Genomic DNA, 26,882 nt, shown 5'->3' with positions numbered 1-26,882 from the left:
TAACAGGTGAACGTACTAGCAATGAGCGACCTCGCCGTGTCCGCCCTTGGCGGCGCCGGCCCCGTCCAGCCGCACCTGGCCTCCTTCCTGCCGGACTGGCTCAACCCCCAGGTTTTCCTGGCGAATCCGGCCTTCGCGCCGTGGGTGGTCCTGCTGGTCTGCGGCATCATCTTTGCCGAAACCGGGCTGCTGATCGGATTCTTCCTGCCTGGGGACTCCATGCTGTTCACGGCCGGGCTGCTCGTGGCCACCGGCACCATCCAGGTCAACATCTGGGTCCTGACCGCGCTGATCATCGTCGCCGCGATCATCGGCAACCAGGTGGGCTACCTGATTGGGTCCAAGGCGGGACCTGCCCTGTTCAACAGGCCCAACTCCAAGCTGTTCAAGCGTGAAAACGTGGATAGTGCGCATGCGTTCTTCGAAAAGCACGGCGGCAAGGCCCTGATCCTGGCCCGGTTCGTTCCGATCATCCGCACCTTCGTCCCGGTGATCGTGGGCGTCGCGCAGATGAGCAAACGCAAATTCTTCACCTACAACGTGATCGGCGCGGTGCTGTGGGGCGGCGGCGTCACGCTCCTCGGTTACCTGCTCGGGGACAAGGTCCCGTGGGTCAAGGACAACCTGGACATCATCTTCATCGCCATCGTGCTGGTCTCCGTGATCCCGATCGCCATCGAGGTTGTCCGCGGCACGATCGCCAAGCGCCAGGCCGAGAAGTACGGCACCGACGTCGTGGACGAATTCATCGAAGAGCACGAGCCGGAAGAAGAACGCCGGACCCCGTAGCGCAGCGCCGCAGTAAATGTAGCGCAGCGCCGCAGTAAATGCAGTGCCGCAGTGAACGCAGCAGTTAACAAGGAAGGCGCCCCACCGAGTGGGGCGCCTTCCTTCGTCCTGAGCCTGGCCGGGCCGGCTACTTCCCGGCCAGGGCCTCGACGATGGCCGGCAGGAGCGCCCGGAACGCATGGCCCCTGTGGCTGATGGCGTTCTTCTCCTCGGAACTGAGCTCGGCGCAGCTGCGGTCCAGCCCGTTCGGCTGCAGGACGGGGTCATAGCCGAAGCCACCCTCCCCGCGCGGCTCCCGCAGGAGTGTCCCTTCCAGCTGCCCGTATTCCACGACTTCCCGGCCGCCGTCGGGCGAGGACCCGGGGACCGCCAGCGCTGCCGCGCAGACGAACGCGGCCCCGCGGTACTTGTCCGGCACGTCGGCCAGCTGGGCGAGCAGCAACTGCAGGTTCGCGGCGTCGTCGCCGTGCCGGCCGGACCAGCGGGCCGAGAAAATCCCGGGCGCGCCGCCGAGGACGTCCACAGAAAGCCCGGAGTCGTCGGCGATCGCCACGAGCCCCGTGGCCTCTGCCACCGCCCGGGCCTTGAGCAGCGAGTTTTCGGCGAAGGTTACGCCGGTCTCGGCGACGTCGGGGGCACCGACGGCGCCGGCGTCCACCACCTGCGTGTCGACGTCGAGCCCGGGAACCTGGCCGCGGAGCAGCTCACGGAGTTCCCGGAGCTTGCCTTTGTTGTGGGTGGCGAGGACGAGCCGCGGGCCCGGGCCGTCGGCTTCCGGCCGGTCCGCGAGGGGCGTCTCCGTCACGGGGCCTCCGCCAGGGTGTCGCGCTGGATCGCGGCGAGCTGCTCCGTGCCCAGCAGCGCCAGGTCCAGCAGCTTGTTCAGCTCGTCGCGGTCGAACGGTGCGCCCTCGGCGGTGCCCTGGACTTCGACGAACTTGCCGGAGCCTGTCACCACGACGTTCATGTCGGTCTCGGCGCGCACGTCTTCGACGTAGGGCAGGTCGAGCATCGGGACGCCGTCGATGATGCCGACGGACACCGCGGCGATCGTGTCGATCAGGGGCTGGGCGTTGCGGGCGATCATCTTCTTCTCGCGGGCGAACCGGATGGCGTCGGCAAGTGCCACGTAGGCTCCGGTGATCGCCGCGGTGCGGGTGCCGCCGTCGGCCTGCAGGACATCGCAGTCCAGCACGATCGTGATCTCGCCGAGGGCCTTGGTGTCGATGATGGAGCGCAGCGAGCGGCCGATCAGCCGGGAGATCTCGTGGGTGCGGCCGCCGATTTTGCCTTTGACGGACTCACGGTCGGACCGGGTGTTCGTGGCCCGGGGCAGCATGGCGTACTCGGCCGTGACCCAGCCGCGGCCCTCGCCCTTGAGCCAGCGCGGCACGCCTTCGGTCAGCGAAGCCGTGCACAGGACCCGGGTGTTGCCGAACTCGATCAGGGCCGAACCCTCGGCCTGCTTGGACCAGCCGCGCGTGATGCTGATCGGGCGCAGCTGGTCGGGGGTACGGCCGTCGGCGCGGATGACGGGGACACTGGGAGCTTGGGAAGTCATGCCTTTAGCTTATCGACTCACCCGCCCCGGCCCGCGCGGGCGGCCAGCGCGCGCTAGACGGTGTAGTGCACACCCGCGACGGCGACGGCCACGTCCTTGCCGAAGATCTCTTTGGCCTCGGCCATGACGGTGGTCGGCGACGTCCAGACGGGAATGTGCGTCAGCAACAGCCGGCGCGCGCCGGCGGCGACGGCGGCCTCCCCCGCCCGCTTGCCCGTCAGGTGCACGTCCTTGATCCCGTCGTCGCGGCCTTCCTCGAACGCCGCCTCGCACAGGAAAAGGTCGGCGTCGCGAGCGGCGTCCTCCAGGCCCGCGCAGGAATCCGTGTCCCCGGAGTAGCTCAGGACGCGGGTCACGGGCGTGCCGTCCTTGGCGGGCTCGGTGACCTCCACGCGGAGGGCGTAGGCCTCCTCAACGGGGTGGTTCACCGCGTAGGGCGTCACCGTGAACGGGCCGACGCTGACTGGCTTGCGCTCGGACCAGTTGCTGAAATCGAATTCCTCGTGCATGCCCGGATCCAGGTCCAGCCCGTAGGCCGTGGCCATCCGGTCGGCCGTCGCGGCAGGCCCCCACACCGGAATCCTGCCCCGTCCCCAGCCGCCCGGCTTCCAGCGCACGGCAACATGGAGCCCGCACAGGTCCATGCAATGGTCCGGGTGCAGGTGGGTGAGGAAGATCGCGTCAATGTCCTCCAGGTCTGTGTAGCGCTGGATGGCGCCGAGCGCCCCGCTGCCGAGGTCCAGGACGATCTTCCAGTTCCGCTCGCCGTCGTTGGCGGTCAGCAGATAGCACGACGCCGGCGAGCCCGGCCCCGGGAAGGAGCCGGTACAGCCCACGATTGTCAGCTTCACAGCCGTGGTCCCCCGCCCGCGGATCCGCCCACAAAGTTGGAGATCCGCGGCCGTCCCGCGCCGGCCCGGGCGGCGGCGATCATTTCCGGGGTGATCCGGGCGAGGCTGCCGGTGGGGTACTGCGCCGCGACGTGGTCCACGTGGCGGACACTGAGGACTTCGGGGCCCAGGAAGCGCCGGGCGAGGTGCTCAAACTGGGCGGCGTCGCCGGTGGCGATGAAATTGTGCTCCGGCGCCGCGGTGTCCGTGCGCTCCAGGCCCCGGGAGGCCAAAGCCCGGTAGACGTCCTTGGCCGTCTCCTCGGCGCTGGAAACCAGCGTGACGTCCTCGCCCATAACGAAGGAGATCACGCCGGTGAGCAGCGGGTAGTGGGTGCAGCCGAGCACCACGGTGTCCACCCCGGCGGCAATGAGCGGTGCCAGGTAGTCGCGGGCGACGGCGAGCAGTTCCGGTCCGGTGGTAATCCCGGCCTCCACGTACGGCACGAACGCCGGGCAGGCCACGGACGTGATCTCCAGGTCCGGGGCCGCGGCGAAGGTGTCCTCGTAGGCGCGCGAGCCCACCGTGGCCGAGGTCCCGATCACGCCCACCCGGCCCGTCCGGGTCGCCGCGACGGCACGCCGCACGGCCGGCTGGATCACTTCGATCACGGGGATCCCGTACCGGGCCGTGTACCGTTCGCGGGCGTCACGCAGCACGGCGGCGGACGCGGAGTTGCAGGCGATGGTCAGCAGTTTCACGCCGGAATCCACGAGCTCGTCCATGACGCCGAGGGCGTTGGCCCGGACTTCGGCGATGGGAAGGGGGCCGTAGGGGCCGTGCGCAGTGTCACCGACATACAGGATGGATTCGTTGGGCAGCTGGTCGATGATCGAGCGGGCCACCGTGAGGCCGCCGACGCCGGAGTCGAAGACGCCGATGGGGCGCGATGCCAGCCCGGCATTTCCGGCGCTGCCCGCTGCGGTCTCCGCCGCAGCTGGCGCTGCCGGATCCGTATTTGATGCTGAAGTCATGATTATTCGAGGATAGGGCTTCACTACAGGCGCGGCCATCACATTGTGTCCTGCAACTCGTGTCTGATGGGTCACACGGGTTTCCGGCGGATGGGCAACGCGGGGAAGACCCCTGCTCATCGGTGGCAGCCTGCCGCTGTCCCCGCCCTGTATGCTATGGGCGCCGTCGAGATATCGGGGGCGACCGTCGTGCCCCCACGATGGACGAAACAGCGAAAGGACCGCATATGACATGCGACGGCTGCACGACGTCGTCACAGCTCGACTTCGATTTCAGCATGGCCTTCCAACCGATCTATGACGCCGTTGCTGCTCGCGTATGGGGCTACGAGGCACTGGTCAGAGGCTTGTCGGGCGAGGGGGCTTTTCACGTCCTTTCCAGAGTCGCACCTGAGCAGAAGTACCGTTTCGACCAGGACTGCCGCGTCAAGGCAATCGAGCTGGCATCGCGGCTGTTTCCTGCCGGTGAGGGCTTGATTCTCTCCATCAACTTCATGCCGAACGCGGTCTACGAACCGGCTGCGTGCCTTCGTGCGACGCTGCTTGCAGCCAGGCGTTGCAGCTTTCCGACGTCGTCGATCATGTTCGAGTTCACGGAGAATGAGGAGGTTTCCGACACTGCCCACCTCACGAACATCATCACCGAATACCGCAAGCATGGTTTCACCACCGCCATCGACGACTTTGGTGCCGGTCATGCAGGGCTGGGGCTCCTGGTCGATTTCCAGCCAGACCTGATCAAGATCGACATGAAGCTCATCCGAGGAATCGATACCAGCCCGGCCCGCCAGGCTGTCGTTGCTGGCATCGTCGGCATCGCCAGGGAGCTCGACATCACGGTGCTCGCAGAGGGCATCGAGACGGAGGCGGAGTTCCGGATTCTGAAGGAAGCCGGCATCCGCTTGTTTCAGGGATACTGGTTCGCAAAGCCGGCATTCGAGGAGCTTCCACAGATACAGTCCGTGCCTGTTTCTGACGCCACCGCTGTCGCTTAGCTGCCCTACCTATCGAGCGAGTGCACCATGGCCTGGACCAGCGACTCCTGCAGCCACGTGGTGAAGTTGTACACCAGGGCCAGGTAGCTTTCGACGTCCTCGGCCTGGGCCCAGTCCTGCATGAGGTGGATGTTGTCGGCGTCGGCATCGTCACGGATGTCGAGGCGTTCGGCCAGCACCAGCCGGACATCGTTGAGCGCGGTGGCCCAGTGCCGGGCGTCGTCCGGGGCCAGGACGAGGTTGTCCCGGTCCAGGCTCAGTGCGGCCGCCTTCAGCGCGCCGATCTTGCTTTCGCGCAGCGACCGCTCGGTGTAACGGCGGAACTCCAGGGAGGCGTCGTCGTCGTTCTTCATCACGTTCGGCAACAGCCGCCGCATGGCGCGGTCCGAGGGTTCGCGGGCTTCGGTGTCCAGGCCCACCAGTGCCGCCAGCGGGTCCTCGTTGGCGCGCTGCTCCGGCTCCAGCATGGAGATGACGTCATCGAAAAGGCTGCGCAGCAGCTCCCGCTCGGCCGGTTCCAGATGGCCCTTGATGCCCTTGAGCCCGTACTTGAATGCCTTAGCCACGTTTTCCCTTGCCTTTGCCGGAACCGCCCGCGTTGCCGCCGGTGGCCTTTTCGACCGTCGCCCAGAGGCCGTAGCCATGCATCGCGACGGCGTGCTGCTCCACCTGTTCCTTGCTGCCGTGCGCCACGATCGAGCGGCCCTTCTTGTGGACCTCCATCATCAGCTTGTTCGCCTTGGCCTCCGAGTAGCCGAAATAGCTGCGGAACACATAGCTCACATAGCTCATCAGGTTCACGGGATCGTTCCAGATCACGAGGTTCCAGGGGACGTCCGGGGCGGTCAGGACGTCGCCGGACGTCACTGTTCCGGTCTGGGTACTCTCCCGTGTGTCGGGGCCGAGCGCAACGCTGAGGGTCATCTGTCCATTCTATGGGGATGCACACTAGAGTGAATTTGTGAGTACCTCCGCTGGCTGGGACCGTCCCCGCACGTCCCTGTACACAGACCACTACGAGCTGACCATGCTGCAGGGCGCCCTGCAGTCCGGCGCGGCGCACCGCAAATCGGTCTTCGAGGCCTTCGCCCGGCGGCTCCCGGACGGGCGCCGCTACGGCATCGTGGCAGGCACCGGCCGCCTGCTGGAAGGGATCGCGAACTTCCGCTTCGGCGAGCCGGAACTGGACTACCTGCGCCGGACCAAGGTGGTCAACGACCAGACACTGGAGTACCTGGCCGGCTACAGCTTTTCCGGCGACATCTGGGGCTATCCGGAGGGTGAGGCGTACTTCCCGAACTCCCCCGTGCTGATCGTTGAGTCCACGTTCGCCGAGGCCTGCATCCTGGAGACCTACCTGCTCTCCGTGCTCAACCACGACTGCGCCATCGCCTCTGCCGCCTCCCGGATGATCTCCGCGGCCGGGACCCGCCCGTGCATCGAAATGGGATCGCGCCGGACGCACGAGGAATCGGCGGCCGCCGCTGCCCGGGCCGCGGTCATTGCCGGGTTCGACAGCACCTCGAACCTGGAGGCCGGATTGCGCTACGGGCTGAAGACGGTGGGCACGGCCGCCCATTCCTTCACGCTCCTCCATGACACCGAGCGGGAGGCCTTCGAGGCCCAGATTGCCGCCTTTGGGCCGGACACCTCCCTGCTGGTGGACACGTACGACGTCGAAACGGCCGTCCGCACCGCCGTCGATCTCGCCGGGGACAAGCTGGGCGCTGTCCGGCTGGACTCGGGCGACCTCGTGGCCCAGGCCCAGTGGGTGCGCCGGCTGCTCGACGAGCTCGGCAACGACCACACCAAGATCGTGGTGACCTCAGACCTCGACGAATTCGCCATCGCGGCGCTGGCGTCCGCGCCGGTGGACTCCTACGGCGTGGGCACCTCGCTCGTGACCGGGTCCGGGGCCCCGACGGCGAGCATGGTCTACAAGCTCGTCAGCCGCACCGACGACGCCGGCGATTTCATCTCCGTCGCCAAGGCCGCCAAGAACAAGGCCAGCAAGGGCGGCCGGAAGTACGCGCTGCGCAAGCTCAACGAGCGCGGGACCGCCACGGCCGAAATCGTCGGCGTCGGCCATCACCCGGAGGACGACGGCAACGACCGTCCGCTGCTGCAGCAGTTCGTCAAGAACGGCGAGCTCCTCCCCGGGTGGACGGGCCCGGAGGGGGTCCAGCGCGCGCGCCGGCGCCACGCGGAAACCATGCGGGAGCTTCCCGCGGTGGTCAACCGGCTCCAGCGCGGCGAGGCGGCCATCCCCACCATCTACGAGGAGGACTGAATGTCCCGCGCCCTGATCATCGTTGACGTCCAAAACGATTTCTGTGAGGGAGGTGCCCTGGCCGTCCCCGGCGGGGCAAGCCTGGCCGGGGAAATCAGCGAGTACGTTGACGCCCACCACGGCCAGTTTGACCACGTCGTGGCCACCCAGGACTGGCACATCGATCCGGGTGAGCACTTCTCGGATAAACCCGATCTCGTGGACAGCTGGCCGCGGCACTGCGTGGCGGGCACCCGCGGGGCCGAGCTGCATCCCGATCTCGATCCCGAACACATCCAGGCGTACTTCCGCAAGGGCCAGTTCGCCGCGGCGTACTCCGGCTTCGAAGGGCTGCTGGCCCCCGAGGACGAAATCCCCACCGGCGACCGCCAGCCCGGCGCCATGCCCGTTACCGGCGCCGGAGGCTCCGGCGACTCCGAAAACGCCGGAGACTCCGCAGACTCCGACAACACAGTGAGTTCCTTCGCCGGCAGTGATTTCGCCGCCGGCGAGGACGCGATCGGACTGGACGACTGGCTGCAGAGCCACGACGTCGAGGACATCGTGGTGGTGGGCATCGCCACGGACTACTGCGTCAAAGCGACCGCCCTGGATGCCGTCCAGGCCGGCTACTCCGTCACGGTGCTGCGCGGCCTGACGGTCGGCATTGCCGAAGACCTGGACGATGCCGTGGCCGAGATGGAGCTCGGCGGCGTCGATGTCCTCTGAGCCAGTAGACTCGAAATCCTTGCCCCATCGCCAGTCTTGCCATATTGACAGACCCGTAGAACCCCGGAGTACACCATGAAGAAGACCCTGACCGTCCTGATTGCCGCCGGAGCGCTGCTCGGCGCGGCCGGCTGCTCTGCCACGCCGCAGCTGACCAACGAGGAAACCTGCGCCCGGGTCAAGACCGTGGTCTCCGCCCAGTCGGCCACATCGGACAAGACCGGCATGACCCGGGTCGCCAACCAGCTGCGGCCCATCAAGGCGGCGGCATCCGAGGACCTGCGGGCCCCGCTGCAGACCATCATCGAATACTTCGACGAATCGGCCAAGCCCTCCCCGGACACCGCCAAGCTCGAGGACATGAAGGCCGACTACACCGCCGCAGGCCAGACCTACGGCCAGGTCTGCGGCGCCGGCCAGTAGCCGAAGCAAAGTTCACAGCAGAGTAAACAGCAGAGGGACCAGTTCACAGTGAACTGGTCCCTCTGCTGTTGCCCGGCGCCTATTGGCCTGAGCCCATAACCCCGGGCCCATAACCCCCGGGCCCATAACCCCGTGCCCATAACCGCCTGCGCGGGGCTACTTCCGGCCGATGAACCAGTCCTGGAGCTTGCGCAGACGGGTCTGCAGCTGTTCCTCGTTGGCCTGGGCGACGGCCGGGCCGCCGCAGACGGTCCGGAGCTTGGTGTGGATGACGCCGTGCGGGGTCCCGGTGCGGGCCGACCAGGCCGCGACGTTTTTGGCCAGCTCGGTGCGCAGGTCCATGAGCATCCGGTGGTCCGGCACGGCCGGGGCCGCAGCCGCGGCTGCCTCAGTCTGCGGGGAGCGCCTGTTCTTCCGGTTCAGCTGCTCGTGCTGGCGCTGGCGCAACAGCGTGCCGACCTGTTCAGCGTCCAGCAGTCCCGGGATCCCGAGGAAGTCGAGCTCGTCCTCCGAGCCCACCTCGCCGCCGGTGCCGAATTCGCCGCCGTCGAAGAGCACCCGGTCAAAGGACGCCTGGGAGTCGAGGGCCTCGAACTTGCCCTTCATCAGGGAATCGGAAGCCTTCTCCTCGCGGTTCGCCTCGTCCATGAGCGAATCCTCGGGATTGAAGAGGCCGTCGCTGTCTTCCTTCTCCGGGCGGTCCAGGGCGTGGTCGCGCTCGGCCTCCATCGAGTTGGCCAGGGCCATCAGCTGCGGCACCGAGGGCAGAAATACCGACGCCGTCTCGCCGCGCTTGCGGGCACGCACGAAGCGCCCCACGGCCTGGGCGAAGAACAGCGGGGTGGAGGTCGAGGTGGCGTAGACGCCGACGGACAGCCGCGGAACGTCGACGCCTTCGGAGACCATCCGGACGGCCACCATCCAGCGCTTCTCGCTGGCGGTGAATTCCTCGATCTTGCTGGAGGCCTTGGCGTCGTCGGAGAGGATGACGGTGGGCGATTCGCCGGTGATCTTCTTCAGCTGGCCGGCATACGCGCGGGCGTCCTCGTGGTCGGTGGCAATGACCAGGCCGCCGGCATCCGGGACGCTGCGCCGGACCTCGCTGAGACGTTTGTCCGCGCCGGCCAGGACGGCGGGGATCCATTCGCCGGCCGGGTTCAGCGCGGTGCGCCAGGCCTGGGATGTGATGTCCTTCGTGACGGCCGACTCCCCGAGCGAGGCGGCCATCTCGTCCCCCGCGCTGGTGCGCCAGCGCATTTGGCCGGAGTACGCCATGAACATCACCGGGCGGACCACGTGGTCGCGCAGTGCCTTGCCGTAGCCGTAGGTGTAGTCGGCCTTGGAGCGCCGGATCCCGTCCCGGTCCTCGGCGTACTCCACGAACGGGATGGGCGAGGTGTCCGAGCGGAACGGGGTGCCCGTCAGGGAGAGCCGCCGGGCCGCCGGGTCGAACGCCTCACGGAGGCCGTCACCCCAGGACAGGGCCTCGCCGCCGTGGTGGATTTCGTCCAGGATCACCAGCGTGCGGGCGGCTTCGGTCTTGGCCCGGTGCAGCATGGGCTTGCTGGCCACCTGGGCATAGGTCACGGCGACGCCGATGAACCCGCGGCCGTGCTGGCCGTCGGCATTCTTGAAGTTCGGGTCGATCGCGATGCCCACCCGGGCAGCGGCGTCGGCCCACTGGCGCTTGAGGTGGTCGGTGGGCGCCACGATGGTCACGCGGTTGACCACCCCGGAATCGATGAGCATGGACGCCACGCGCAGGGCGAAGGTGGTCTTACCCGCGCCGGGGGTTGCGACGGCGAGGAAATCCTTGGGGTGGGTGCTGAAGTAGCTGTCCAGCGCCTCCTGCTGCCAGGCGCGCAGCTTGGGGGCGGTGCCCCAGGCGGCCCGCTCGGGATAGGCGGGGGGAAGCGTGGGTCCGCCGAAAAGTGTCTCCGTCATTAAGGCGCCCTCCATCCGCGCATGGCTGCAGCCGACGGAGAAACCCAATTAAGCACAAAAACACCAATCTTTTTGGATGGACCGTAAGGCAGTACCCGGACAGCATGGACCGGCAATCAGGAAAGCAGAAAATCAGGGGCGCGACGACGCGCCGCCATAGGGAAGCGCCGTCCGAAGGCGGCTAACGGAACCTGTTGGTTCCATTGATTGCCCTTACTTGTCGCCGGAGCCCTTGCCGCCGTCGTTTCCGGGGCGCAGGCCCTCGTAGACTTCCTTGCATTCGGGGCAGACGGGGAACTTCTGCGGATCCCGGCCCGGAGTCCAGACCTTGCCGCAGAGCGCGATCACCGGTTCACCGGTCAGCGCGGATTCCATGATCTTTTCCTTGCGCACGTAGTGCGAGAAGCGCTCCCGGTCACCGGGCTCAACTTCCTGGCGCAGTTCCTCGCGCTCGATCGTGGCCGTTGACGTCCCGGCTCCGGAGAGCTCGCGCATCGGATCGTTTTCGAGAGGATCGGTCATGCTAGTCATGACACCCATCTTAGCCGTTGGAAGGGCGCTGCCGGACCTGCGGGGTGCCGGCGGCGGGGCCTAGAGGCCCTGCCAGGCGGGTTTGTGGTCGTAGCTGTGGCGGTAGTAATCCGCCAGCCGCAGCGACGACGCCGCCGCCTCGTCCAGGAGGATGGTGGCGTGCGGGTGCAACTGCAGCACGGAGGCCGCACAGATGGCGGCGACGGGGCCCTCCGCGAGGTCCCGGACGGCCTGGGCTTTTTGCGCACCGGTGGCGATCAGGATCACGTGGCGGGCATCCAGGATGGTGCCCAGGCCTTGGGTCAGGACGTGGTGCGGCACGTCGGCCAGGCTGCCGAAAAACCGTGCGTTGTCCCGGCGTGTCTGCTCGATCAGGGTCTTGATCCGCGTCCGGGACGCCAGCGACGAGCCCGGTTCGTTGAACCCGATGTGGCCGTCCGTTCCGACGCCGAGGAGCTGAAGGTCCACTCCCCCGGCGTCGCGGATGGCGTCTTCATAGGCCCGGCAGGCCGCGGGGATGTCCGCCGCCGCGCCGTCGGGCACGTGGACGTTGGCCGGACTGATGTTCACCCGTGCGGTGAATTCGCGGGCGATCACCTCGCGGTAGGACTCCGGGTGGCCGGCCGGCAGCCCCACGTACTCGTCCAGGGCGAAGGCGCGGACCCGGCTGAAATCCAGTCCGGCGCGCTCGTGCCGCGCCGCCAGTTCGACATACACCGGCAGGGGCGTGGAACCGGTCGCCAGGCCCAGGACGGCGTCGGGCTTGCGGCGGAGAAGGGCTTCCACCGCATCCGCGGCAAGCGACGCGATCCGTTTGCTGCCGGGAAGGATGACAACTTCCATGATCCTGCCTTTACTGGCCTGCCTGGTGTCCGAGTCTGCGCACTCCCAGCATGCACCCGTCAGCGGTTGACGGCCAGTTGTGCCAGCAGCTCCGGCGCCCGCCGGTCCAGCCATGCTCCGCCGGTCCGGACACCGACGGCGAAGAGCGTGAGACCGAGCACGGGTCCGAGGGCCAGCGTGATCCAGCCCGGCACGGAGCTGCCGGTGATGAACTGCGCGGCCACGAGCGCCGCCTCGGGCGCCACGAGGACCAGCAGCACGGCCATGCCGCCGAACTGCACGGCGAGGGTCTGGGCCACGTTGCCCGGCGGCTTCTTGAACGGGCTGTCCCCCGGGAGCGGGACGCTCACCGTGTAGCGCGCCGAGATCACCGAGGCCAGGCCCAGGCCGGTGAAGAGGACGCCGAGGCTGAGGCCCAGGACCGCGGGCAGCTTGTCCCAGTCGCCGGTGAAGAAGAACGGCCCCACGCTGAAAAGGACCGCCACCGGCAGCGCGAAGCTCAGGCACGCCAGCGCACGGCCGAGCCGGTCGTCGGCGCCGCGCACCCCCGTTGCCACGTGCAGGGCGAAGGCGGTGCTGTCATAGGAGACATCCGTGGAGATCGACCAGGCCAGGAGGAAGGCCGTCAGCGGCCCGACGAACTGGAACGGGCCGTAAAACCCGCTCTGGCTGCCCTGGAAGAGGAACAGCACCGGCAGGAGCGGAACGACCACGAGCGCGCCGGCGTAGCGGGGATCGCGCAGCCAGTAGTACAGGGACCTCGCGGCGACGGCGGCGGCCGGTGTCGCCGGGAGCAGCCCGAACAGGCCCGTGCCGCCGGTCCGCCGCTTGGATGTCCCGGCATAGGGCGGGGTCACCAGGGCGCGCTGCAGCAGGAGTTTCCACGCCAGGGCCAGGCCCGCCAGGGTGGCCGCGGCGATGAGGAATTTCACGGCCGCGGCCGCGTAGCTGCCGGCAGCCAGCTCGCCGCCGAGCGAGAAGGCCGCCCCGGCCGGCGTCCAGGACAGGGCCCGGGCCAGGCCGGTCAGGAAATCGCCGGAACCGGCGATTCCCCTCGCGATGCCCGCCACAATGGGCCCCGTGAGCACGAGCGGGATGAGGAAGGCGACGGAGCTGATGTCCTTGAAGCGCCGGGAGCTTGCCAGTCCGGCCGTGGCCGTGGTCACGACCTTGGAGAGAACGATGCAGCTCAGCACGCCCAGCACGGCACCGACGAGGGCGCCGGCTGCGGCCGGCAGGCTGCGGGACCAGGTGCCCACCGTGGCGAGCGCAACGAGTGAGGTTGCGAGACCCGGTATGCCGATCAGGCCGCCGAGCGCCAGCCCGGCCAGCAGCTTCGGCATGGGCACGGCAAAGGTGGTGAACCGGGCAGGGTCCAGCGTCAGGTCCGCGGCGGAGACAGCGACGGGAATGATGGCCCAGCCCAGCAGCGCCGTGGCGCCGCCCAGGACCACCACGGTCTGGGCGAGTTCAATCTCCACCCCGCGCAGGACGAACAGCCCGGCCACGCAAACAGCCACGATTCCCAGGGCATACAGGGCGCCGATCCCGAGGCCCACCAGCTGCCACGGGCTGCGCCGGACGCTGTTGCGCAGCAGGGTCAGCTTGAGCCTCAGAAGGTGCGCAACCATTCCAGCCCTTCCGTGTGGTTCCGGCCGCCCACGAGCTGCACGAAGCGGTCCTCGAGGCTGGCGCCGGCGCGGACTTCCTCGACAGTCCCGGCGGCGAGGACCCGGCCGCCCGCGACGACGGCGACGTGGTCGCACATGCGCTGGACCAGGTCCATGACGTGGCTGGAGACGATGACCGTTCCGCCCGAGGAAACGTAGCGGTCCAGGATGTCGCGGATGTTCGCCGCGGAGATCGGGTCCACCGATTCGAACGGCTCGTCGAGGACCAGCAGCCGCGGGGCGTGGATCAGCGCCGAGGCCAGCGCGATCTTCTTGGTCATGCCGGCGGAGTAGTCCACCACCAGTGTGCCGGCGTCATTGGCCAGGTCCAGGGCAGCGAGCAGTTCCGCCACCCGCGACGCCACCATCTCCCGGTCCATCCCGCGCAGCAGGCCGGCATAGGTGACCAGCTGCTCGCCGCTGAGGCGGTCGAACAGCCGGACGCCGTCGGGCAGGATCCCCATCAGCTTCTTGGCCTCCAGCGGATGCTGCCAGACGTCGATGCCATGGACCAGCGCGGTGCCGAAGTCCGGGCGCAGCAGGCCGGTCGCCATCGACAAGGTGGTGGTCTTACCGGCGCCGTTGGGCCCGACCACCCCGTAGAAGGACCCGGCCGGAACGTCCAGGCTGATGCCATCGACGGCGATTTTGTCGCCGAAGCGCTTGGCGAGGCCAAGCAGGGACAAGGCAGGCACCTGCAGGACAGCCGCCGGCGGCGAAGACGGACCGGGCGGGGCTGGCTGTCCCTGCTGGCCAGGGGGTTGGAATGTCATGACGCCAGACTAACCGCCGGACGGCGCGAAAAGGATAGTCCGCAAGGCGTACGTTTTCACTCGCGGGAACCGCGTAGCTGTTTCTGGAATAAATGCCGGTTCTGGAATGAATGCCGGTTCTGGAATGGATGCCGGTTCTAGAACGAATGCCGGGGCATGGCGCGCTCGTACTGCGGCGGCCACGCCAGGTCATGGCCGAGCTCAAACGCGGCCCGCAGCCACCAGTGCGGATCCCGCAGGGCGGCACGGGCGATGAACACGCCGTCCGCCTGGCCGGTGGCCACCGCGTGTTCGGCCTGCCCGGCGGACGTCAGGAGTCCCACCGTGCCGGTCCTGACCCCGGTTTCGCGCCGGATCCGTGCGGAGAACCCGGTCTGGTAGCCCGGGCCTACGGGAATCTGCTGGTGGGCCACGGCCCCGCCGCTGGAAACGTCCACCAGGTCCACCCCGCGCTCGGCGGCGGCAGCAGCCATCCGGACCGAGGCGTCGGCCTCGATCCCGCCCGGCGCCCAGTCCGAGGCCGAGATCCGCAGCAGCAGGGGCATGGAGTCCGGGATGACGGCGCGGACGGCGTCCACCACGGCAAGCGTCAATCGGTTCCGGCCCGCCTCGTCCCCGCCCCAGCGGTCCGTGCGGTCGTTGACCAGCGGGCTTTGGAACTGGTGCAGCAGGTAGCCGTGCGCGCCATGGATTTCGATCGTGTCGAACCCGGCATCGACGGCCCGCACGGCGGACGCGGCGAAATCGGCGATCACGCCGTCGATCTGCGCTTCCGTCATGGCCGACGGCGGCGCGTAGCCGTCGAATGCGCCGGTGCCAGGACCCACGGTGTCCCAGCCGCCCTCGGACGCCGGCACGCTGCCCACCTTGCCGGAGAACGGCCAGTAGGAGGACGCTTTCCGGCCGGCGTGCGCCAGCTGGGTGCCGATCTTGGTCTCCGCGGTGCCGTGGCGGTGCACGAAGGCGGTGATGCGTTCCCAGGCCGCGGCCTGGTCGTCGTTGTAGAGTCCGGCGTCGCGGGGGCTGATCCTGCCCGCGGCGTTGACGGCGTTGGCCTCGGTGAGGACCAGGGCCGCTCCCCCGGTGGCAAAGGAGCCCAGATGCATCAGGTGCCAGTCTGTGGGCACGCCCTCGCCCGTTTCGGGGTCGCAGCTGTACTGGCACATCGGGGACACCCAGCCACGGTGCTGCAGCCGCAGTGACCTTAGATCCAGCGGCGCAAAGAGTGCCGATCCCACTAGAACAGCACCCGGGCCAGCCCCTGGCGGGCCTTGGCGACGCGCTCGTCGCCGGTGCCGACGACGTCGAAGAGTTCAAGCAGCCGGACCCGGGCGGTCTCCCGTTCCGGGCCGAAGTTGCGGCCAATGAACGTCACGATCCGGCCAAGGCCGTCCTCGATGTGGCCGCCGGCGATATCCAGGTCCGCAACCCCGAGCTGGGCCTCGAGGTTGTCCGGTTCGTCGGCCGCGAGCCGGCGCAGGGCATCTGCCTCGGGCCCGGAGAGGGCCTGCAGGCGATCCATCAGTTCCACCTGCGCCAGGCCGGCCTTGGCCTCCGCGTCGGCGGGCATCTCGTTCAGGGCCTGCCGGTAGGCGGCGGCCGCGGCCGCGTAGTCGCCGGCCTCGATCGCATCGAACGCCGCCTGGTGCAGCGGCGGCAGCGGCGGCGCCTCCGGTTCCGCGCCAACCGGGCCGCCGGCGCCGATCCGTCCGGTCACGCCGTTGGTGGCCGCGACCTTGAGAAGTTCATCGAACAGGCTGCGTACCTGCTGTTCGTCCGCGCCTCCCTGGAAGAGCGGCACGGGCTGGCCTTTGACCACCGCGACGGCGGTCGGCACGGCCTGCACCTGGAAAGCCTGGGCAAGTTCCGGGAACACATCGATGTCCGCGGCCCCGAGGACCAGCCGGCCGTCGTAGCTCTCGACGATGCCTTCGAGGACGTCCACCAGCTGGCCGGAGCCTGGCGAATAGGAGGCCCAGAGGGCGATCACCACAGGCACCTGGGCCGAGAGGTCCACGAGCTCCTGGAAGTTGCCCTCGGTCACATCCACGCGCAACGGCCGGCCTGCGTGGTCGGCCGGGCCGGATGCCGGGGCCGCCGGGGCACCGGCAGAACCGGCGGAGCCCGCCGGGCCCGGGGCTGCGGCGCCGGGACGGGCAGGTCCCGGAGAACTCGGTGCCGGCCGCTGTTTCAGGGCGGAGAGATCGACGGCGCCGCGCAGGTTCAGCGGGCTGGCGGCAACTGGCGGGACCGGGCGGGAAGCTGGCGTAGTCATAGCTCCACTCTAGCCATTGAAGTCCCGCCCGGCGCCACCATGCCCGCCGGCGAAGGCTACTTGAAGGACGCCCCGACCAGGCCGCGGGTGGCGGCCACGAGCTTCATCGGGTCCGTGGAACCGGCCGGCGGAACATAGACAGCCACGGACTCTGCGAAGTCCAGCACCATGCCGGTGCTGGTCTCCTTGCCGCCGGCCAGGGCGGCCGCGTCGTCGCCGATGGTGAGCTTGTCCCCGTCAGCCTTCGGAGTGCCGTCGAACGAGAAGTTCAGCCGTCCCAGGACCAAGGCCCCGCCGTCAGCGGTTCGGAACACGACAGTGTTGTCCGCGGCCGCCTTGTGCGTGAAGGCGAAGGTGCCGTTGACGCCAGATTTGACGACGTCGGCCTGGTAGGCGAGGGTGTCCGCGATGTACGGGGAGGACTGGCCTTCGACGAGCTTGTCCTTGAAGGTGGAGTCGGCCTTGGTCAGGCGGTCACCGAGCCCGGCGAGGGCTTCGTCGCCGCTGTACGCGAGCCCGGTCTTGTCCGCGGGCGCCAGCGTATCCGTACCGGCCCGGCCGATCCCCGGGAAGGTGGCACCCGGCTGCAGCGGGGTGCTGCTGATCAGCTTGTAGTTATCCCGCGGGGAGTCCTGGGTCAGGGTCAGCAGCTGAGGGACGACGTTGCCCTCGCCCTGCGTCACGGCCATGACCGAGCGCGGCCAGCTGCGCTTGTTGGTGACCACCGTGGTCAGCAGCTTGGTGGAGCGGACAGGCATGCGGGCCTCGTAGGAACCGACCTGCGAGCGGATCTTGTAGTTCTGTGTGCGCACCTGGAGTTCGGACTTGGCCACCCGCGGCGCCAGCTTGGCGGCGTCCTTGGCAGCGTCTCCTGCATCGACGGCACCGGCAACCTGTTCCAGGACGCGGCGGAACTGCGCGTCCAGCAGCACCGGCGCATCGCCGGTCTGGCCCTCACTGCCCGGGGTCGCGGCGTCGGAGGCCGGGGCACTGGGCGACGGCGCGGGCGTCTGGCTTGCCTGGGCGGCCACTGACGTTCCGGCGACGGCGGCGGCGGTCAGCACTGCCACCACGATGCCGGAACGGCGCACCGTGCCGGAGCCCTTCTTCTGGCCGGCCGCTGCTTTCTCCGGCGCTGTTTTTTCCGGGCCTGTTTTCTCCGGCGTGGCCGGCTGCGGTGCAGTCTCGGGTGCGGGTGTGCCGGGTGCGGCAGGATCCTGGGTGCTTTCCGTCGAGCCGTTGTCCCCGCGGCGTGCCGCTGCCTTGGCCTGCGCGCGGCGGGCGAACGTGCTGCCGCCGCCGGTGCCGCCCCCGGTGCGGTTGCCTGACTTCGGCTTGAGGACCAGCAGCGCCCCGCCGGCGATGATCAGCAGGCCGCCGAGCACCATGAGCGGAATGGCCCAGGGCGTGGAGGTGTCGTTCGGGAAAGTCATCGTGATGGAGCCCGGGGCGGTCTTGGTGCCGTCCGCGGCGAGGAGCAGCGACCAGTCGCCGTCGGCCGGCGCGTTCCACGAGTAGTCCATTTCGCCGGTGGCGTTCTCGGTGGTGACCCAAAGATCCGATCCGGCGGGCGACGGCGCGGTAGCTTCGCCGTCGGTATGCGTCAGCTGCAGCGCCTTGCCGTCCTCGGAGACGCCGGCGACGGTGTTGTGGGCCGTCTTACCCACCCAGGCGTCGACGTCGTCCGGGCGTCCCGCGGCCAGCAAGAAGGCCCCTTCACCCTTGACCGTGATCTTCACGGTCCCGGGGTGCAGAGTCTTCAGCTTCTGGTCGAAGACGGTCAGCGGCGCGGCGGTGCCGGTCGGAGCGGTGGCCGTAATCGTCTCCGGGGGAGCCCAGAACGTCTTCTGGCCAATCCCGGCCAGGAGTGTCAGGAGGCCAAGCAGCACCAGGGCGACTGCAGTCTTGAAACGCAAAATACTACCTATCATCAGCGGACAGTTAGCTTCAATAGTAACCATTTTGTTACCCGCGAGTCAGATCGGGGACCCGGACGGCCCCCGGCGGCGGTGCCCGCGGGGGCGTTCTTCCCCTCTGGTGACAAGCCTGCTGATAGTGTTTGCGGTGATCATCACACCAGTGCCGCCAGTGTGGCGCAGCAAGGAATTAAGGGCATTTAACGCAGTGACTGAACATACGGATTCGTCCTCCGCCGGACCAGAAGAAGCGCAGGAATCCGACAGCCAGGAACCCGGCCCCGAACAACCCGTTTCCAGTCCCCGGCCTACAACCTCCCGGCCCCGGATTGCCGCGGCAAATGTCCTTCTGTCCGCGGCCCGGCGCCTGCGCCAGCCCCTGCCCGGAGCCCAGCCGAGAATCCGCTTCGAGATGCCCCCGGAGCATGAGGCCGGGGACGCGGAGACGTCCGCGGCCGATGCCCGCTTCGGCAGTCCCGGTCCGCGCATGTCGGCCCAGCACCCCTTGTACATGGGCTTCATGGGCACGGTCGGCGTCGGCTTCGCCCTCCTGGTCTACTGGATCGGATCAAATACGACGCAGCTGCTTTTGTGGATCATCACGGCGCTCTTCATCACCCTCGGCCTGGACCCGGTAGTGCGGTGGCTCGAACACCGGAATGTCCCCCGCGCCGCCGGCATCCTCCTGTCCGTGTCCACCCTGGCACTGGGCGTCGCCGCATTTTTCGCCACCCTGATCCCCACGATCGTGCAGCAGGTGACGCAGATCGTGCAGCAGGCGCCCAAGTGGGTCCAGGACTTCATTGACTCGGACTTCTTCCGGAGCATTGACAGCCAGTTCGGCATCCGGGACCGCATCAGCCAGGAGCTGGAGAAGTTCGTCAACAACCCGGACGCCATGGGCGGCATCTTCGGCGGCGTTGTGGGCTTCGGCTCCACCGTGGCAAACGGGATCTTCGGCGCACTGATCGTGCTGGTCCTGAGCCTGTACTTCCTCGGCGCCCTCCCTGCGATGAAGAAATGGGGCTACCGGCTCGCGCCGCGCTCACGGCGGGCCCGGGTAGAAGCCCTGTCCGAGGAAATCACCGGTTCGGTGGGCAACTACGTGATCGGCCAGGCCGCCGTGGCAGTGCTGAACGCGACGTTCGCGTTCATTGTGATGTCGATCATCGGAGTGCCTTTTGCAACGCTGCTGGCGTTCGTGGTGGCCCTGCTGGCCTTCATCCCCCTCGTGGGCGGCATGATTGCCGGGTGCCTGGTGACGCTCGTTGCCCTAACCGCCGGCTGGCAGACCGCGCTCGTCTTCGCTATCTGCTATTTCGCGTACCTCCAGTTCGAGGCCTACTTCATCTCTCCGCGGATCATGCAGAAGGCCGTGGCGGTGCCGGGCGCCGTCGCCGTCATCTCTGTGATCGCGGGCGGCAGCCTCCTGGGCGTCCTCGGAGCCTTGATCGCCATTCCCACTGCGGCGGCCATCATGCTGCTGGTCAAGGAAATCCTCATCGCGCGCCAGGACAGCCGCTGACGGGGCTCCCGGTCGGGTTTTCGCACTGAAACAGGACAGCCGCACCGTGGTCCACGGTGCGGCTGTCCTGTTTCGGTGCGGTTTTCTCTCTTCGCGCCGTTGGCGGCTCAGGCGTGTGCCGTGGCGACCGGCCCGTCCCATTCCTGCGGCAGCACCGTTCGGGCACCCCCTGTGGCGCCGCCGGGGATGACCTCGTCCACGATTTCGTTGAGAACCCGCCCGGCGTACTTCTCCCCCACCCACAGGTGTTTGGCGCCGTCGACCCCCACCACCTGCGCCTGCGGCACCAGCGCGAACCTCGCGGCCGCAGCCGCCGGCTGCAGGTAGTCGTCGTGCTCGGGGACCAGGACCTTCAGCGGCTTGCCGGCCTCGGCCCATTCCTTCAGGTGCACGTCTGTGGCCCGGTGCAGCGGGGGCGAGAGCAGCACAGCCCCCTCGATTTCCGAGGCGACGGGCTCGGCGGCGCCGTACATCAGGGCCAGCTCGGTGCCGAAGGACCAGCCGACCAGCCACCGGTTCGGCAGGCCGCGGTCCACGGCGAACTGCACCGCGGCCTCGACGTCGAGACGCTCGCCTATGCCTTCCTCGAAGGCTCCCCCGCTGGTTCCCCGCGGCGATGAGGTGCCGCGTGTGTTGAAGCGCAGGACGGCGATTCCCGCGAGGGCGGGCAGCCGGTAGGAGGCCTTGCGGTAGACGTGCGAATCCATAAAGCCGCCGTGCGTCGGCAGCGGGTGCAGCGTGATGAGTGTTGCCTTGATTCCGCCGGTTTCCGGGACGGCGAGCTCGCCCACCAGCCGGTGCCCGTCCGACGTGCGGAGTTCGACGTTCTCGCGGCGGGCCGGCAGGACCGTGGAGGCACGGATGGCAGTGGGAGCAGAGGGCTGGGTGAAGACGTACGACGCGGGATCAAAGCTCATGCTGACCAGCTTAGCGATACCGGTAGCTCCGCGAAGTCCAGCAGTTGCTGTGCCAGTGCCGCCGCTCGGCGAGACCCGCGGCGGCGCCAAAGAGGTGGTCCTCGGACCAGACCACCAGGTGGGCGATTCCCGGCAGAACGGCGGTTGAGCAGCCCGGGCAGATGTAGGTCTTCTCGGCGCGGCCCGCGGTGATGGGGCGGACCATCCATTCGCCGTCCGGTGCGCTCTCCCGGCGGGCGAAACCCGAGCGGGCGCGCTCCAGGTCAAGTTCCGGTGCCGGGCCGTGCTTGGCTCCGGCGGCTTTGCTCTTGCCGGGCACTGTGCCCTTGCCGGAGCCTGTCTTCGCAGAACCGGCGCGGCGGGGTCGGTTGGAACGGGGCATGCCTCCATTCTGCCCCAGTCCGGCTGCCGCTCATTGCCGCCCCGCCAGGCCGCCGCCCGCGCAGGCGGTAGAGTTGACCGGGTGCGTTTAGTCATAGCCCGCTGCTCCGTTGATTACGTCGGCCGCCTCAAAGCCCACCTGCCGCTGGCCACCAGGCTGTTGCTGGTCAAGGCCGACGGTTCGGTCCTGGTCCATTCCGACGGCGGGTCCTACAAGCCGCTGAACTGGATGAGCCCTCCTGCGTCCCTGCGGGTCTCCACACCGGATGAGGTCGACGTCGAGGTCGGCGTCGTCGAACAGTGGACGGTCCAGTCGGCCAAGACCGATGACCGGCTCATCATCAACATCCACGAGCAGCTGCACGATACCTCCCACGAACTGGGCCAGGACCCCGGCCTGATCAAGGACGGCGTCGAGGCGGACCTCCAGCGGCTCCTGGCCGCCCAGATCGAACTGCTGGGCACCGGGTTCTCGCTGATCCGCCGGGAGTACTTCACCGCGATCGGCCCCGTGGACATCCTGGCCCGGGACGCGGACGGCGCCACCGTGGCCATTGAGCTCAAGCGCCGGGGCGACATCGACGGCGTCGAGCAGCTCACCCGGTACCTGGAACTGCTGAACCGGGACCCGCTGCTGGCCCCGGTCCGGGGAATCTTCGCAGCCCAGCAGATCAAGCCGCAGGCCAAGGTCCTCGCCAAGGACCGCGGAATCGACTGCGTGACCCTGGACTACGACGCCATGCGCGGCGTTGACGACAGCGAATCCCGGCTCTTCTAAGCACCCCGCGGCAGGCTTTCCGTGGCGGCGATTCGCGTTAAGACGTTCTTTGCACAATTTTTATGCAATTCTTCCGTTCGCCCGTTGACCTGACGCAAGTGTCATGAAATTCTTATACGAGTCTTTGTGTAGGTGTTTTTTCATGCTCGCAAGACATGTTGCGAGCGTGAAGCTCCTGCCGCCACGGTCCGTGAATCCGGTTCCGTTGCCAAAGGTTCTTCTCGCAGAGTGACCAAGTCCGGTGCGAAGTGCGCCGGATTTATTCAAGATCCACAATGAGGAGAAACAAATGGCTCAGGGAACCGTCAAGTGGTTCAACGCAGAAAAGGGCTTCGGCTTCATCACCCCGGATGACTCCGATGGCGATGTCTTCGTTCACTACTCCGAGATCCAGACCGGTGGCTTCAAGACCCTCGACGAGAACCAGCGTGTTCAGTTCGAGATCGGCCAGGGCGCCAAGGGCCCCCAGGCCACCGGCGTAACGCTGGTCTAGTCTGCCGTCGGGAAGTGCTTTAGGGCATTTCCGGCACCAGGAATGATCCCCGGCATTTGTGCCGGGGATCATTTTTTTGTGCATTCTTGGGCGCGGCGTTTCAGCTTGTCCGCATTGGCCCGGATGCATTCTTCAGCCGAATTCCGCACTAACCCCGGGCACTAACCCGCCGGGCCCTGCCTAACGCACCAAAGTGCGCAGCAGGCGGGCACTTTGCCGGACGGACAACCCGGGAAGGTACGCGCGGCTCAGGGCCCGGCCCATCGCCGGCAATTGCAACGGATCCTGGTAGTAGAGGTACAGCGTGCGGTAGTCCGGTTTGAAACGCGACTTGAAGGTTGCCAGCGAGCGGAAGCCGTAGACGGGTTCCAGGGCCCTGCCCACCACGTCCAGGATCCCGGCCAGCCCCTCCGGCCCGGCGTCGCTGCCGCCGGAGTCGCTGCCGGAATCGCCTCCGGAGTCGCCGCCGCCGGCACTGTCTCCGTCACGGTCCTTCGCCAGCGGCGAGCCGGATAGGGAGATCACCTCAACCGTGCGCTTGAGCTCCAGCACGGCGGAAGCAATGAGGAACTCCATGACACCGGGGAACGCGTCGCCGCGCCGGCGCATGAAGTCCAGGGTCCAGCTCACGAGCTGTCCGTCCGCGTACACCGGCAGCCAGCTCGTAACGCCCTGCACGCGTCCGGAAGCGTCCACCGCCAGGCAGCACAGCACCTCGTCGTCGTCGAGCTCGTCGATGCTGCCGAGCGTGAAGCCCATCTCCGGCACGTGCTTTTGCGCCGCCCATTCTTCGGAGACCTCGCTGAGCTGGGTCCGCAGCGGGGCCGGGAATTCGCTGTAGCGCCCCCATACGGTCTGGACACCGGTCTTCGCGGCACGGTTCAGGGCGGTGCGGACGTTTTGCCATTCCTTGCCCTTGAACTCGAGTTCGCGCACGGCGAGCCTGGTTTCCTGGGCCACGGCCACGCGGCGGAATCCGCGGGCCCGGAGCATAGGCCAGAGGCCGGCGGTGCAGGAGTAGAAACACGGGATCAGGGCGTGTTCGGCGCAGTAGCGCATGAAACCCGCCGCGGTCTCCTCGTGGAGGGCGGCGGATCCGAACGGGCCCGCCAGCGTCAGGGCCACGTTGCCGTGCTGCTGATAGGCCACGCCGCCGCGCCGGTCCGGCGTAAACCAGTATTTGTTCGGTTCCCAGAGCGCCATCCAGGACAGTGAGTCCCCGCCTTGGCGGATCAGGTCACGGGCCGTGTCCCGGTCCCCGGAGCCGACGTCGGTGCTGTGTCCGGTACCGTGCAGCCGCCGCCGCAGCACCAGCCAGACCGCCGCCAGGGCCACCCCCCAGAAGATGATGCCGGCATAAGCGAACAGAAATGACTCGACGGCGTTGCGGTTCTGGAACAACCTGCTGTAGGCGCCCGGAATGGGCAGCGGCAGGTACTGCCGGGCGAGTTCCGCCGCGAGGCCCAGCACTCCCCCGTCGCGGTCCATCCCGCCGGCGGCGAGCCAGGCCACCGAATAGGCCCCGGCGAGCACCAGCCACGTGCCCCCGACCACGATGCCCAGGATCCGCCTGGCCCGCGGAGCAGTCTCGACCCGGAACTGCCGGCGGTTAAGCCAGAGCAGCACAACGAGCAGCAACGGGACGGCCACGAGCGGAAGGACGCGGACGAAGCCGGAGCCCATCACGGCCGTGTGCGGCTGGCTGGCGTAGTGCGGAATCCGGGCGAACAGGGCCAGGTACACGGCGGCCAGGGCTGTCACGCCAAGCTGGACGATGATCGCGATCCGCAGGGCCAGGCGGCGGCCCTGCCGCATGCCGTCCGCACAGATCAACAGCAGGACCACCGGGACAACCGCCAGCGCAAGGCCCAGCGGACCGGCGAGTCCGGCGCGGCCGGCCTCCAGGCAGCTGACGTCCACCGTCCCGCCGCAGTTTTCCTCCAGCTGGCCCAGCGTGGGCAGCGGGTTCAGCACGACGTCGCGCAACAGGGCCAGGGGCCCGGTGGGGCTGCTGACGGCGGCCGTGAGGATCGGCCCCACCGCGAAGATCGCGACCGTGAGGGCCAGCAGGTTGCGGGTCTCGCGTCCGGTTGAACGGTGCCGGTGCAGGGTCCCCCGGTCGCCCTGGATCCACCAGCCCGCGGCCAGGCCGGCAAGGGCACCGGCGAGCCCAACCACTGTCTCCGGATGCCCGACGTAGAGCACCAGCAGCAGGGACGCGGACAGGCCGGCGGTCCGCAGCCTGCGTTGCCACAGCGTGGGCAGCAGGCCGCTGGCGGCCAGGGCCACGGCCAGGACGGCGGCGTAGGGGCCAATCAGCCGGGCGTTGACCATGAGCCCCAGCCAGCCGTCGCCGATATACCGGGCCAGCTGGGTAACCAGCAGGAACACCGTCACAGCAGCGAACTGGCCTACAAAGAAGAATACGGCCGTCCGCAGGGTCCCCAGATGCCGTTCAGCGAGACCCAGAAGCAGGAGGATCATCAGTGATGCGGCCAGGTAGGCCAGCAGGTTGGTGGCGAAGAACAGCGAGGTGAACAAGGACCACCAATGCCCCGCTTTCAGCCCCGAAGCGTTGACGGACGCTACAGGCAACAGGGCGTCGGGCGGGCCCGACAGGAAGCTGCCCGTCACGGCCCCGACACCGAGGAAGGCCGCGAGGACCGCGAGCGTGAAGGGTACGGCACGGAAGTGCGCCAGCGTCCGGCGCAAGCCCTGGCGCCAGACACCCTGCAACGGCGGGATCTCCGGCCCTGGGCCCGCCGCGGTCCGGTTACTCCCGGTCTTGGCCTGGCTCATGGCGCGATCCCCCAGCGTCGGGCCAGGAAGTCCAGGCCGCCGGGAAGGCCGCCGGATGCCACGTCCCAGGAGTGCCCAGCGTTGGCGATCCGGTGTGTTTCAACGCTGAACCCGGCACGGCGTGCCGCCTCGGAGAGCACGTCCATGTAGCCGGTGAACTGCGGATCGCGGTCTCCGGCGGCGAAATACACGCCGTGGCCGTCGAAGCGGTGTTCCGCCATGACGCGCAGCGGGGTCAGCTGGTCGAAGGCCGCGGCGTCGGCGCCGAAGGAGGCCTCAATGGTCTTGGCCCGCACCTTCGCGAGGGCCGGCTCCTCCTCGCTGGAGAAGGCCAGCGCCGCGCTGTAGACGCCGGGATGCCTCGTGACCATCTGCATGGCGCACGTGCCGCCGAAGGAGAAACCGCCCGCGGCCCACCGGCGGGGATCCGGGTCGACGTCGAGCGTGCGCTTGATCCAGTCCGGAACGTCCCGCGCCAGGAAGGTGTCCGCCTGGGCAATCCGGCTGTCCATGCACAGCGTGTTTCCCGACGCCGAGCCGTTGGGATCGACCACCACCGTTACGGGCGCCACCCCGGCGTGCTCCGCGGCGAACCGGTCGAGCCGGCTCCGGAGTGCGCCGCCAGTCAGCCAGTCGGCAGGACCGCCCGGCTGGCCGGAAAAGAGGACCAGCACCGGCAGCGCAGGCCGGGGGGAACCCAGGTAGGCCGGAGGGAGATAGACGTAGGCGTCCCGGCTCTGGAAGCCGGAGACGGTGCCCGGGATGACCGCCTTGCGGATGACGCCGTCGGGAAGGTGGTCCGGCGCCTGCCAGTTGGTGAGCCCGGTGGCGGCAGGGGCGCCGGCGGCGCGCGTCAGGCCGGCCTCGAGCGGCTGGATCCGGGCTGCGGCCGCTCCGGTGAGGTCGCCGACAGTGTGGTTCAGGCCGAAGTAGATGTTGATCTGGACGGCGGACAGCGCGAGGACGGCCAGGAAGGCGGCCGTGGCTGCTGCGCCTGAACGCCAGCGACGGCTACGGCCCGGATTAGTACCGGTCGGATTAGTGCCGGTCGGATTAGTGCCGGTCCGTCCGCGGCCCCAGAGTCCAAGCAGGCGCATGAGCCACAGCAGCAGGGCGAGGACGCCGGCAACGGACCAGGCCAGGGTCTCCCACGGCAGTTCGGCAGGGAAGACGGTGACGGCGTAGAGCAGGAACCAGTGCACGGCCGCGACGAGCGCCGCGGCGAGCAGGGTCATGGCAGCCGCGACGGCCACGGCCGCGCCGGGAGCGCGGCGGCCCGTGCGCCGGAAACCCGTGTGCCGGAGGGCAACGTGAGTCAGGAGGTAGGCCAGGCCCGCCGCGGCGGCTGCCCACACGATCCACACCACCGGGCCGTCGACCAGGCTAAGGCCATCGAGGTAGTCCACCG

At 68.4% G+C, this 26,882-nt stretch carries 26 protein-coding genes; 8 read left to right on the top strand and 18 right to left on the bottom strand.

Annotated elements, in window-relative coordinates; translation table 11 throughout:
- The first annotated feature begins 21 nt into the window (after positions 1–21).
- Complete coding sequence (locus tag AC1DKN_RS09275; protein ID WP_476849009.1) at positions 22–789, top strand: VTT domain-containing protein; 768 nt, start codon at positions 22–24, stop codon at positions 787–789.
- A gap of 127 nt (positions 790–916) precedes the next feature.
- Here the strand turns inward: AC1DKN_RS09275 and rdgB are convergent, their stop codons facing one another.
- Genes rdgB through murI form a run of 4 tightly spaced genes read right to left on the bottom strand, consistent with a single transcriptional unit; the run spans position 917 to position 4,213 of the window.
- Positions 917–1,594, bottom strand: a complete 678-nt coding sequence (gene rdgB / locus AC1DKN_RS09270) for an RdgB/HAM1 family non-canonical purine NTP pyrophosphatase (protein WP_476848863.1) — start codon at positions 1,592–1,594, stop codon at positions 917–919.
- Entirely contained in the window at positions 1,591–2,349 is a 759-nt protein-coding gene (gene rph / locus AC1DKN_RS09265) for a ribonuclease PH (RefSeq protein ID WP_028276043.1), read from the bottom strand. Before rph ends, rdgB begins: the two co-directional genes overlap by 4 nt.
- Before the next feature lie 53 nt (positions 2,350–2,402).
- Positions 2,403–3,200 (bottom strand): MBL fold metallo-hydrolase, encoded by a 798-nt coding sequence (locus AC1DKN_RS09260; RefSeq protein WP_223915988.1) that lies wholly within the window; start codon positions 3,198–3,200, stop codon positions 2,403–2,405.
- On the bottom strand, positions 3,197–4,213 hold the full coding sequence (gene murI / locus AC1DKN_RS09255; RefSeq protein ID WP_374706737.1) for a glutamate racemase: 1,017 nt from the start codon (positions 4,211–4,213) through the stop codon (positions 3,197–3,199). Before murI ends, AC1DKN_RS09260 begins: the two co-directional genes overlap by 4 nt.
- Before the next feature lie 200 nt (positions 4,214–4,413).
- Between murI and AC1DKN_RS09250 the strand changes: the two genes are divergently transcribed.
- Positions 4,414–5,208 (top strand): EAL domain-containing protein, encoded by a 795-nt coding sequence (locus AC1DKN_RS09250; protein WP_476871083.1) that lies wholly within the window; start codon positions 4,414–4,416, stop codon positions 5,206–5,208.
- A gap of 5 nt (positions 5,209–5,213) precedes the next feature.
- Here the strand turns inward: AC1DKN_RS09250 and AC1DKN_RS09245 are convergent, their stop codons facing one another.
- A complete protein-coding gene (locus AC1DKN_RS09245; RefSeq protein ID WP_476871082.1) occupies positions 5,214–5,774 on the bottom strand; it encodes a DUF2017 domain-containing protein in 561 nt (186 codons plus the stop codon).
- The gene (gene clpS / locus AC1DKN_RS09240; protein ID WP_018775730.1) at positions 5,767–6,132 is read right to left on the bottom strand and encodes an ATP-dependent Clp protease adapter ClpS; all 366 of its coding nucleotides are present in this window, start codon (positions 6,130–6,132) and stop codon (positions 5,767–5,769) included. The genes AC1DKN_RS09245 and clpS overlap by 8 nt, the downstream gene beginning before the upstream one ends.
- A 37-nt stretch (positions 6,133–6,169) precedes the next feature.
- On the opposite strand from clpS, the gene AC1DKN_RS09235 reads away from it, so the two are divergent.
- From AC1DKN_RS09235 to AC1DKN_RS09225, 3 genes are all read left to right on the top strand, one after another.
- Positions 6,170–7,498: a nicotinate phosphoribosyltransferase gene (locus AC1DKN_RS09235; RefSeq protein ID WP_459385190.1), complete on the top strand. Its 1,329-nt coding sequence runs from the start codon at positions 6,170–6,172 to the stop codon at positions 7,496–7,498.
- Complete coding sequence (locus AC1DKN_RS09230) at positions 7,499–8,206, top strand: isochorismatase family protein (protein ID WP_476871081.1); 708 nt, start codon at positions 7,499–7,501, stop codon at positions 8,204–8,206. It abuts the gene before it with no gap.
- Positions 8,207–8,281: 75 nt separating this feature from the next.
- A complete protein-coding gene (locus AC1DKN_RS09225; protein WP_223915998.1) occupies positions 8,282–8,629 on the top strand; it encodes a hypothetical protein in 348 nt (115 codons plus the stop codon).
- Between the two features lie 156 nt (positions 8,630–8,785).
- Here the strand turns inward: AC1DKN_RS09225 and AC1DKN_RS09220 are convergent, their stop codons facing one another.
- The 8 genes from AC1DKN_RS09220 to AC1DKN_RS09185 form a co-directional block, all read right to left on the bottom strand.
- On the bottom strand, positions 8,786–10,573 hold the full coding sequence (locus tag AC1DKN_RS09220) for a DEAD/DEAH box helicase (RefSeq protein ID WP_079554437.1): 1,788 nt from the start codon (positions 10,571–10,573) through the stop codon (positions 8,786–8,788).
- Between the two features lie 213 nt (positions 10,574–10,786).
- A complete protein-coding gene (locus tag AC1DKN_RS09215; protein WP_370122952.1) occupies positions 10,787–11,104 on the bottom strand; it encodes a DUF3039 domain-containing protein in 318 nt (105 codons plus the stop codon).
- A gap of 60 nt (positions 11,105–11,164) precedes the next feature.
- Positions 11,165–11,947 carry a glucosamine-6-phosphate deaminase gene (gene nagB / locus AC1DKN_RS09210; protein ID WP_230008509.1) on the bottom strand — a complete coding sequence of 261 codons (783 nt, stop codon included), beginning with the start codon at positions 11,945–11,947 and terminating at the stop codon, positions 11,165–11,167.
- A 59-nt stretch (positions 11,948–12,006) separates the two neighbouring features.
- Positions 12,007–13,578 carry a transporter gene (locus AC1DKN_RS09205; protein ID WP_476871080.1) on the bottom strand — a complete coding sequence of 524 codons (1,572 nt, stop codon included), beginning with the start codon at positions 13,576–13,578 and terminating at the stop codon, positions 12,007–12,009.
- The gene (locus AC1DKN_RS09200) at positions 13,560–14,390 is read right to left on the bottom strand and encodes an ABC transporter ATP-binding protein (RefSeq protein WP_476848856.1); all 831 of its coding nucleotides are present in this window, start codon (positions 14,388–14,390) and stop codon (positions 13,560–13,562) included. Before AC1DKN_RS09200 ends, AC1DKN_RS09205 begins: the two co-directional genes overlap by 19 nt.
- 137 nt (positions 14,391–14,527) lie before the next feature.
- The gene (locus AC1DKN_RS09195; protein ID WP_230008676.1) at positions 14,528–15,628 is read right to left on the bottom strand and encodes an NADH:flavin oxidoreductase/NADH oxidase; all 1,101 of its coding nucleotides are present in this window, start codon (positions 15,626–15,628) and stop codon (positions 14,528–14,530) included.
- On the bottom strand, positions 15,628–16,665 hold the full coding sequence (locus tag AC1DKN_RS09190; RefSeq protein ID WP_476848855.1) for a co-chaperone YbbN: 1,038 nt from the start codon (positions 16,663–16,665) through the stop codon (positions 15,628–15,630). Before AC1DKN_RS09190 ends, AC1DKN_RS09195 begins: the two co-directional genes overlap by 1 nt.
- A 56-nt stretch (positions 16,666–16,721) precedes the next feature.
- Positions 16,722–18,596, bottom strand: a complete 1,875-nt coding sequence (locus AC1DKN_RS09185) for a hypothetical protein (protein WP_476871079.1) — start codon at positions 18,594–18,596, stop codon at positions 16,722–16,724.
- A 193-nt stretch (positions 18,597–18,789) separates the two neighbouring features.
- Here AC1DKN_RS09185 and AC1DKN_RS09180 point away from each other — a divergent pair, with 193 nt between their 5' ends.
- Positions 18,790–20,106, top strand: a complete 1,317-nt coding sequence (locus AC1DKN_RS09180) for an AI-2E family transporter (protein ID WP_374706739.1) — start codon at positions 18,790–18,792, stop codon at positions 20,104–20,106.
- 107 nt (positions 20,107–20,213) lie between these two features.
- On the opposite strand, the gene AC1DKN_RS09175 is transcribed toward AC1DKN_RS09180, so the two are convergent.
- Both AC1DKN_RS09175 and AC1DKN_RS09170 read right to left on the bottom strand, forming a co-directional pair.
- Positions 20,214–21,023, bottom strand: coding sequence for an alpha/beta hydrolase (locus AC1DKN_RS09175; protein WP_476858829.1), 810 nt, complete (start codon positions 21,021–21,023; stop codon positions 20,214–20,216).
- A gap of 10 nt (positions 21,024–21,033) precedes the next feature.
- On the bottom strand, positions 21,034–21,405 hold the full coding sequence (locus AC1DKN_RS09170; protein ID WP_476848852.1) for an ATP/GTP-binding protein: 372 nt from the start codon (positions 21,403–21,405) through the stop codon (positions 21,034–21,036).
- 81 nt (positions 21,406–21,486) lie between these two features.
- Between AC1DKN_RS09170 and nucS the strand changes: the two genes are divergently transcribed.
- Together nucS and AC1DKN_RS09160 are read left to right on the top strand one after the other, a co-directional pair.
- Entirely contained in the window at positions 21,487–22,182 is a 696-nt protein-coding gene (gene nucS / locus AC1DKN_RS09165) for an endonuclease NucS (RefSeq protein WP_026266819.1), read from the top strand.
- 289 nt (positions 22,183–22,471) lie between these two features.
- Positions 22,472–22,675, top strand: a complete 204-nt coding sequence (locus AC1DKN_RS09160) for a cold-shock protein (RefSeq protein WP_011692441.1) — start codon at positions 22,472–22,474, stop codon at positions 22,673–22,675.
- A gap of 180 nt (positions 22,676–22,855) precedes the next feature.
- Here AC1DKN_RS09160 and AC1DKN_RS09155 read toward each other — a convergent pair whose 3' ends face one another.
- On the bottom strand, positions 22,856–25,474 hold the full coding sequence (locus tag AC1DKN_RS09155; protein ID WP_476871078.1) for a bifunctional lysylphosphatidylglycerol flippase/synthetase MprF: 2,619 nt from the start codon (positions 25,472–25,474) through the stop codon (positions 22,856–22,858).
- Positions 25,471–26,880: an alpha/beta hydrolase gene (locus tag AC1DKN_RS09150; RefSeq protein ID WP_476858831.1), complete on the bottom strand. Its 1,410-nt coding sequence runs from the start codon at positions 26,878–26,880 to the stop codon at positions 25,471–25,473. The genes AC1DKN_RS09155 and AC1DKN_RS09150 overlap by 4 nt, the downstream gene beginning before the upstream one ends.
- Between the last annotated feature and the right edge of the window lie 2 nt (positions 26,881–26,882).

It is taken from the genome of Arthrobacter sp. 01N444, from assembly GCF_056399305.1.
This window is presented reverse-complemented; position numbering and strand designations above follow the sequence as displayed.